Below are 7,100 nucleotides of genomic sequence, written 5' to 3'. Positions count from 1 at the left end.
CTTTGGCAACCCCGATGCCCAGCAAGCCAATCGGTCCGCAGCCGGTAAACAAAACCGTTTTCCCGGTCACGTTTTCAGCCAACACCGTATCTATGGCATTGCCCAGAGGTTCTTGAAGTGAACCCCAATCTTTGGGAATTAAGGGATCGTTTTTCCAGATCACATTCTCGGGCAAGCAAACATAATTTGCAAATGAACCATCCTGATCAAAACCTAAAATCTTCAGGTTCAAACAAACCTCTTGCCTGCCCTGGAGGCAAGCATAACATCGGCCGCAATAAAGGTGCGTTTCTGCTGAAATATAATCACCTGCCTGGATGTTCTTAACCATTTTGCCAACTTCTACAACCTCCCCCGCCATCTCATGACCCATCACCCTGGGTAAATGAATTCTATCTTCCGACCAGGTTTCCCAATTATACAAATGAAGATCGGAGCCACATATGGAAGTTGTTCTTACTTTCACCAATACTTCTAAATCTGAAATTTCCGGTATAGGTTTTTCGATATAAACAGCCCCTTTTCCAGCTTCCGTTTTTACAACAGCCTGCATCGTTTCCACTCGTATCTCCAATCATTTTCTTTAAATCCTAATGTGGATAATAATTTTGTTATTCGCAAGTAGAACGTGTCTTAAAAGGATTGACGCCAAGAAGATATTCATTGCAAACGAAATCTCAAATTGCAAATAACAAATTACAGTAAATTCCAATATCCAAGTTTCAAAATTAGAATTTTGGTATTAATGTTTGTTCATTTTAATATTGAGTTTTGTGATCCCTGAACAAGTCAGGGACAAGCTTATTTGGAAATTGGAATTTTTCCTTTGGAATTTATTCTTTCATCGCATAACAATAAACTTACTTATTGTGGAAGTATTTTTACCAGCCAAACTTGCTGTTAATTGGTACAAATATACACCGTTGGCTATTTTGTCGCCATCGGCGTCAAGGCCATCCCATAAGTACAGATTAAATCCCGCAGTTGCGGGCAGATCCCTGATCTCATGAATTTTTCGTCCGGCAATCGTATAAATTGACAATTTAACCCTGTTTGCAGTCTGGGTTAAAACATAGGTGAAATTTGTTTCTGAAAAGAATGGATTTGGTACATTCATCACATCACGAAAGACAAAATCGGAATCAACAGAAAATTCAGCCTTCCCGATTGAGGTGTTCATTGTTGCATCTGTGGCAATCACTTCCAACACATGCTGGCCTGGCTCAAGCTGCGGGAAATAGGTAATGATTACCCCGGATCCATTCGATTGAGTTAAATCTACAGGCATAAATTCAACGCGATCCATATTCGATGAATAGCTGATGATTATTCCATCCAGACGCAATTGCACCAGGCTCGTATCATTGATACTCAAAGGACTGTTGTCGCTGACTTCAATTAGAATCTTAGGGTTAGCAGAGACAAAATCACCGGGTAAAATCTCACGATCATCGAAGGTGATGCGAATATCCGGTCGGATGGAGTCGCCGGATACAAAAAACCGCTTGGAGTAAAGATTGTTGGTTTCGGATAACTCGATGATTCGATCCGACGGATCAATCCAAACCCTTAGTTTTTGATCACCCCGTAAACCGGCGGAATTAAACGAAATCGATGTTTGAGTGGATTCATCTAGGCCAATATGGGGGATAACAACCGTTGCCAGGGAATCCCAGTTGGTTGTTGGATTCTGAAGATCGATGCGGATCATCACCGAATCAACATCAGCAAGTCCGACATTATGAATCGAAAATTCAACATTTATCTCCTCACCTTCGAGGATGGAATCAGGATGAACGCTTATCAAAGTTGGATGTGTTGCCAGGTCGGCAACGTGAGAAAAATCAACCTGCCATCCCCGAAAAGCCGGCGTAAAAATTCCGTCTTGACTATTTAACGTCAAATGCAACTGAATTTGTGAGTAACGGTTAGAATCCAAATCTTCCAATGATATTGTCAGTTCATTTACAATTTCCTTTTGAAATTTCCATTCACGGCTAAATCTATCATAAGCCGAGATCGACAGCGAATGACTTGTGGTAGCATTTGGGTGCTCGATATCCAATAACACTTGTTGCCATTGTGTACCGGGTCCTATAGTGCCGGACGAAAGCATTCCGAATAATGAAAACAATGAATCTCTTGCCAATTGTACAACACCTTCATGAATACGCAATTGATTTTCCGGCGTGAGGATAAAACCTGTTTTCACATTCTGAGACCATTTGGATGAATTGGTTTCGCTTGTAAGTGTAAATTCGCCTGTCAGCCATTGGCTTAATTGCATATTCTCTTCAATCCGACTGCGCCAGAAATACACACCCTCCGCTAATACAATTCCAGGCTGCCAGGTTGTAACGATTGGACTCTCGGTTATTGGACCCGATTGAATCTTAAACTGTGAGTTAAATTCTCGCATTGTATCCAGTTCGAAATAGGTTTTACGGGGCACTTCGGAAATCGCTTCCGGAGAATAAACTTGAAACGTAGGTTGTTGATCTGAAATCACTCCATAGGGCAAGGGTTTAGCGATGGAAATTCTTGTCGAAAAGATATAGAAATTGATTTCCGCACGATTGTTGTTCTCGTCGATTTCATCGATCAAGCCATCCGGATCCAGTTGAATCTCCAAAACAGCTTCACCAACAATTCCATGAATATTCACAAAAGTATTTATTTCGGATTGGTACCCCATTGGCGGGATAAGTATTTTAGATTCACTTTTATTAGCAGGATTATCCTGAGCTTTAACTATCAATAAAACATTAACACTGTCCTGCGGAAAAAGTCCCTGGTTTGAAACCAAAAAATTTACCTTTAGCACAGAATCAGACTGGCTTGGCTCCTGCGGAAATATTGATATATTATTATTTTGAATCAATAGATCGGGTTTCACCGGAATTGATAAACGTAAAGCAGGATCACCCAGGAGAGTATATTGGTCAATTGTGCTAACATTGATTTGAGATAATCCCAGGAAGTTCCATAAATGAAGTTTGGCTAAAGTGGTTGCTTCACCCAGCGTTTCAACATGATCTTGTAATAGGCTGCCGAACAAACCATTCAGGAGTATCCCATCTTGAAAGATATAGCCCCAGCCAGAGGTACCCCAAAAGCCGATTGCACCCACATCCTGCTTCCTCATAAAAAGTTCACCGAAACTATCGATAACCGGGTTTGCAAAACGGGCGGTATGGCAGGTCATGCTGGTGATGAAAGGAAGCTTATTGGTATTATTCAAGTTGTGAATATCCTGGTTGTCCAGCATCAGTTCCCATGATGAGCTGCCGGCATGTCCGGAGAAAGAGAACCAAAGAGCGCCATCATTCAATGCTGAAAATATTTCATCTTGTAATTCCCCGGGAATTCGGTCAGTTGTTTGTTTGTAAATTCTGATTGGATTTCCACCAAATGGTTGGGGCGTGACATATTTATTGATCAAGCCTTCCGATTGCGATCTAAATGCACTATGCTCGCCGGTTGTGATCCCGCCATTCAAAAAAACAATATTTTTTTTCCAAAGCGCCGGTTCGGAATTTTCATACAATTTGATTTTTGCAACAATATCTTCGGCTTCTTCAACTGAACTAACCGGCAAGCGGCCGGTAAACAGATCCGGTAAAAAATCCGATTCCCCGTCGATGCTTACCAATCGGTTATCCGAGACCGGGTTGCCAAATGTTGGCACATAGTTATTCTTGAAAGAACTGGCCGAATTGTTTTTGAAATCCCAAGATGCATCGCCGAAAAACAATACGAATCTGGGTTTGGGTGATTGCCAGAATTTGCTCGCATATTGAAGAAACCAGCGTGAGGCTAAAGGATCCATCAGCCCAAAATTGAATTCATCCAGAATATCCTCAATATCAATTACAATCGATGACAAACCCTGGTCTTGCTGTCGATATTCTGCCAGCTGCATGGCTTGTTGCCAAAATTTACGATGAGTAATGATTACATACTCCGCTTGTTGGTTCTCGTCATGAAGGTCCGAAGGATTGTCTAATAGGATTCGATGCGGCTTTTTAATCGCTTCTATTCCTGCGGCTAAGTAACGAGTCAACTTTTCAATCGAATCGGAAAAAGCGACAGTATATTTCCCATTCATTTCGGTCAGGATAAATCCATCCAACCTGGCCAAATTTGTGAGGTCATAAATAATAATTGAATCTTGCTCAAAATTGGATAATTCAAATGAAACCAGGCCTTGCTGAGTGGAGTTAAACTGCAATTGGTTGTTCACGGCGGTAAAATTTCGTGAATAAAACACCTCAAACCAGTCGAAATAAATTGCATCCAGTTGAGCGCCGGTATCGCCCATTGATTGGATCACCAATTCATTATCCCCGTTAAGTAGACTATTTTCAGGAATCGCTACTTTATGGATCACTTCTTCAACATCATCAAAAAAGAAATCGGAAAGAGCCATGCCATTTAGCCGGATAGCAATATGATGATCCGGGCTAACTGAATCTTTGGTAATCCCCCTGACTTTAATTACAAGGCTATCCGGTTTGGAAGAAGGAGCATAATTTTCTAACCGAAAAGAAAACGAAACCAATTCGCCGGCAAAGATTCGCTGCCAAATCCATCTTTCACCGGAAACCGTTTCTGAGTTAAAGATTGCAAAAGAGTTGTCGCCATTGTAATAAAATTTTTCCTCTTCAAAATGATCGTGAAAGTAAAATGTCTGCAAAGGATTTACCGGAACTGAAGCAACGTTTCGGATTGGCATCCTGACAGGCGTGGTCTGTTCCCAGGTTAACCAATACACGGATGTGTCGGAATATTCATTATAAAATTCGTCGGATCCCCTGTTCCTTTGGCCATAGAATTCGATAAAATCAGCAGGCTCAAAATTGGCGTGATTCCCGGCGCTCACAAATATAGGATAAGGCTCTCCTTTGTAATACAGTGTTAACATGTCGGGTTCAATTAAGCCGGGATCGACACCAACATTTGATAAATCACTATAATCAACCCTGTATATTCCGTCTTCGAAAATCAATAATTTGATATAGGATTGCTGGGGATTATACCAAAATTCACGCTTTTTTTTCTGAAGATTACTTTCTTTTGTATGTGGCACAAATTTTAATTGTTGACTGTTCAATACAACATTTTGCAACAAATTTTCTATCGATCCGGAAATACCAGATTCAAACACCGTTGGTAAATCCTGTTCAAATTTGAATTCCAAAACGATTCGTTTAAATATACGCAATCTTTTTTCTTCATATGAGAAAGGCAAAATCTGGAAGGAGTGCAGGGGCAGTCCGGCAAATCGCTGAACTCCGCCATAAATCACTTTAAAAGGTTCCCGGATTGTTCCTGGTGCGGAAGCCGGAAGGATTGTATCCGGCACAACAGCCAGGTTCAAACCTGGAATTTCATCAAACTCATATTCGACGATCCTTATTTTTGGAACAGCCTTTTCCGGCAAAACCAGCGAAAACCCGGTTTGTGACAACAAGAATGAATTTTCGGAAGATATGACAACACTCCTGTCGAATATAGGAATGATGTATTCTTGCGATACTCCCAAACGGTCATCATAAAATTCCTCCAACCGGAAATTCTGCATTTGGAATTCAATGATGTAGGTCTTTTGATCGGTTGCGGAAAGTTTGAAGTTTTGTGCAATTATTGAGTTTGGAATTAAGATTAATCCCAAAATGAATATTTTGAGAGAAAAATCAAACTTCTGCTTTGTTATTTTTTCTACAGCCAACATTGCTCTGCAAATACCGACTTTTTCACTAGTTTGATGTTTCTATTTTTTACTATTCTATTCAACTCATTAATAATAATTTTTATTCAATGAATTTCATAGAAAGTCTTTTTTTAAAATTGAACTTCCAACATGTAAGTTATTTAGCCTGGATTATTTATAAATTCTTACCGCAAAGGCGCCAAGATCGCAAAGAAACAAAAACATATATGAATTTTGTATATTAAGATATTTGTTTCAATTCGTTGAATGATAGATTATCATGAGGCAAGGTTTTTTATACTTAGCGTCCTTCGCGTCTTGGCGGTTTATGAATTATCCAGATTAATTGTTGAAATCAAAATAAATTTTTGGATATTTTTAAGCTAAGTCTCTATTTTTATTTTAGTTTTTTGATTATTTGATCGATGTAATTTCCATAGCTTGTTTTCGAATTCGAATTAAGGTTCATAAATGAAGAAAAATGGAATACTAATTCTTTCAACAACTTTGCTGATCTTTCAGTTCACCCAAATTAGATCTTCATACGCAATCTCGAATGAATACTCTTCAATCAAAAATTACAAATCGAATGAGTCTTTAGATCAAAGCAAAACCGGAAATTTAATTTTCGATCTGGATCCAACCATCCTACTTTCAAAAGATACATTAAATTTCGAAAGTTTAACCGGCAGCAATCCTTCTCCAAATACAAACAATTTTACGATTACAAACAGTGGCGGTGGAACACTAAATTGGAAAGGCTCACACAACGGTAATTCGTGGCTGACTATATCACCCTTATCCGGTACTTTAACTGCAGGCCAATCAGAAAACCTAACAGTAACAATTACTGCAACAGGAACTGCACAGTTATACCAGGCGGATATATCCATTGCAGATACCAATGCCACTAACTCACCCCAATTGGTTCATATAAATTATAATGAAATTGCCAGACCCTCAATCGCGGTGAATCCGGATACTTTGAACTTCGAAAGCTTCGTCGGTGAAAATCCTTCTCCGAATGTACAGAACTTCACCATCACCAACAACGGTGACAACGATTTGAATTGGAACGGCACTCACGATGGCGGAAATTGGCTTAGTCTCTCCCCCACTGCCGGGACCTTGCAGCCGGGACAATCTGAGACAGTGACGGTAACCATCACGGCAACCGGTTCGCCAAACGCGTACCAAGCAGACATCTCCATCTCCGACGCCAATGCCGATAATTCACCCCAGTTGGTCCATATCAATTTTACCGAAAAAGCAAGACCGTCCATTGCGGTCAATCCGGATACTCTAAACTTCGAAAGTTTCATTGGCGAAAATCCGGCGTCGAATCCAAAAACCGTTATTTTGGCCAGGGATGGGAATACCTTCACTG

The 7,100-nt window shown here is 40.2% G+C and carries 3 protein-coding genes; 1 reads left to right on the top strand and 2 read right to left on the bottom strand.

The window, feature by feature from the left end; all coding sequences use genetic code 11:
- The coding region (locus IIC38_19230; GenBank protein MCH8128059.1) for an alcohol dehydrogenase catalytic domain-containing protein at window positions 1-562 on the bottom strand (562 nt) is incomplete at its 3' end.
- Window positions 563-841: 279 nt separating this feature from the next.
- Window positions 842-5,734: a T9SS type A sorting domain-containing protein gene (locus tag IIC38_19225; protein MCH8128058.1), complete on the bottom strand. Its 4,893-nt coding sequence runs from the start codon at window positions 5,732-5,734 to the stop codon at window positions 842-844.
- 450 nt (window positions 5,735-6,184) lie between these two features.
- On the opposite strand from IIC38_19225, the gene IIC38_19220 reads away from it, so the two are divergent.
- On the top strand, window positions 6,185-7,100 hold a 916-nt coding region (locus IIC38_19220), incomplete at its 3' end, for a choice-of-anchor D domain-containing protein (protein ID MCH8128057.1).

It is taken from the genome of candidate division KSB1 bacterium (genome assembly GCA_022566355.1).
Taxonomy (GTDB): Bacteria; Zhuqueibacterota; JdFR-76; order JdFR-76; family DREG01; genus JADFJB01.
The sequence above is the reverse complement of the archived record's forward strand: the minus strand, read 5'-3'. Positions and strand labels throughout refer to the sequence as shown.

Excerpts from the sequence above, each read along its gene's own strand:
- IIC38_19225 (MCH8128058.1), bottom strand. The coding sequence starts at position 5,734 with ATGTTGGCTGTAGAAAAAATAACAAAGCAGAAGTTTGATTTTTCTCTC.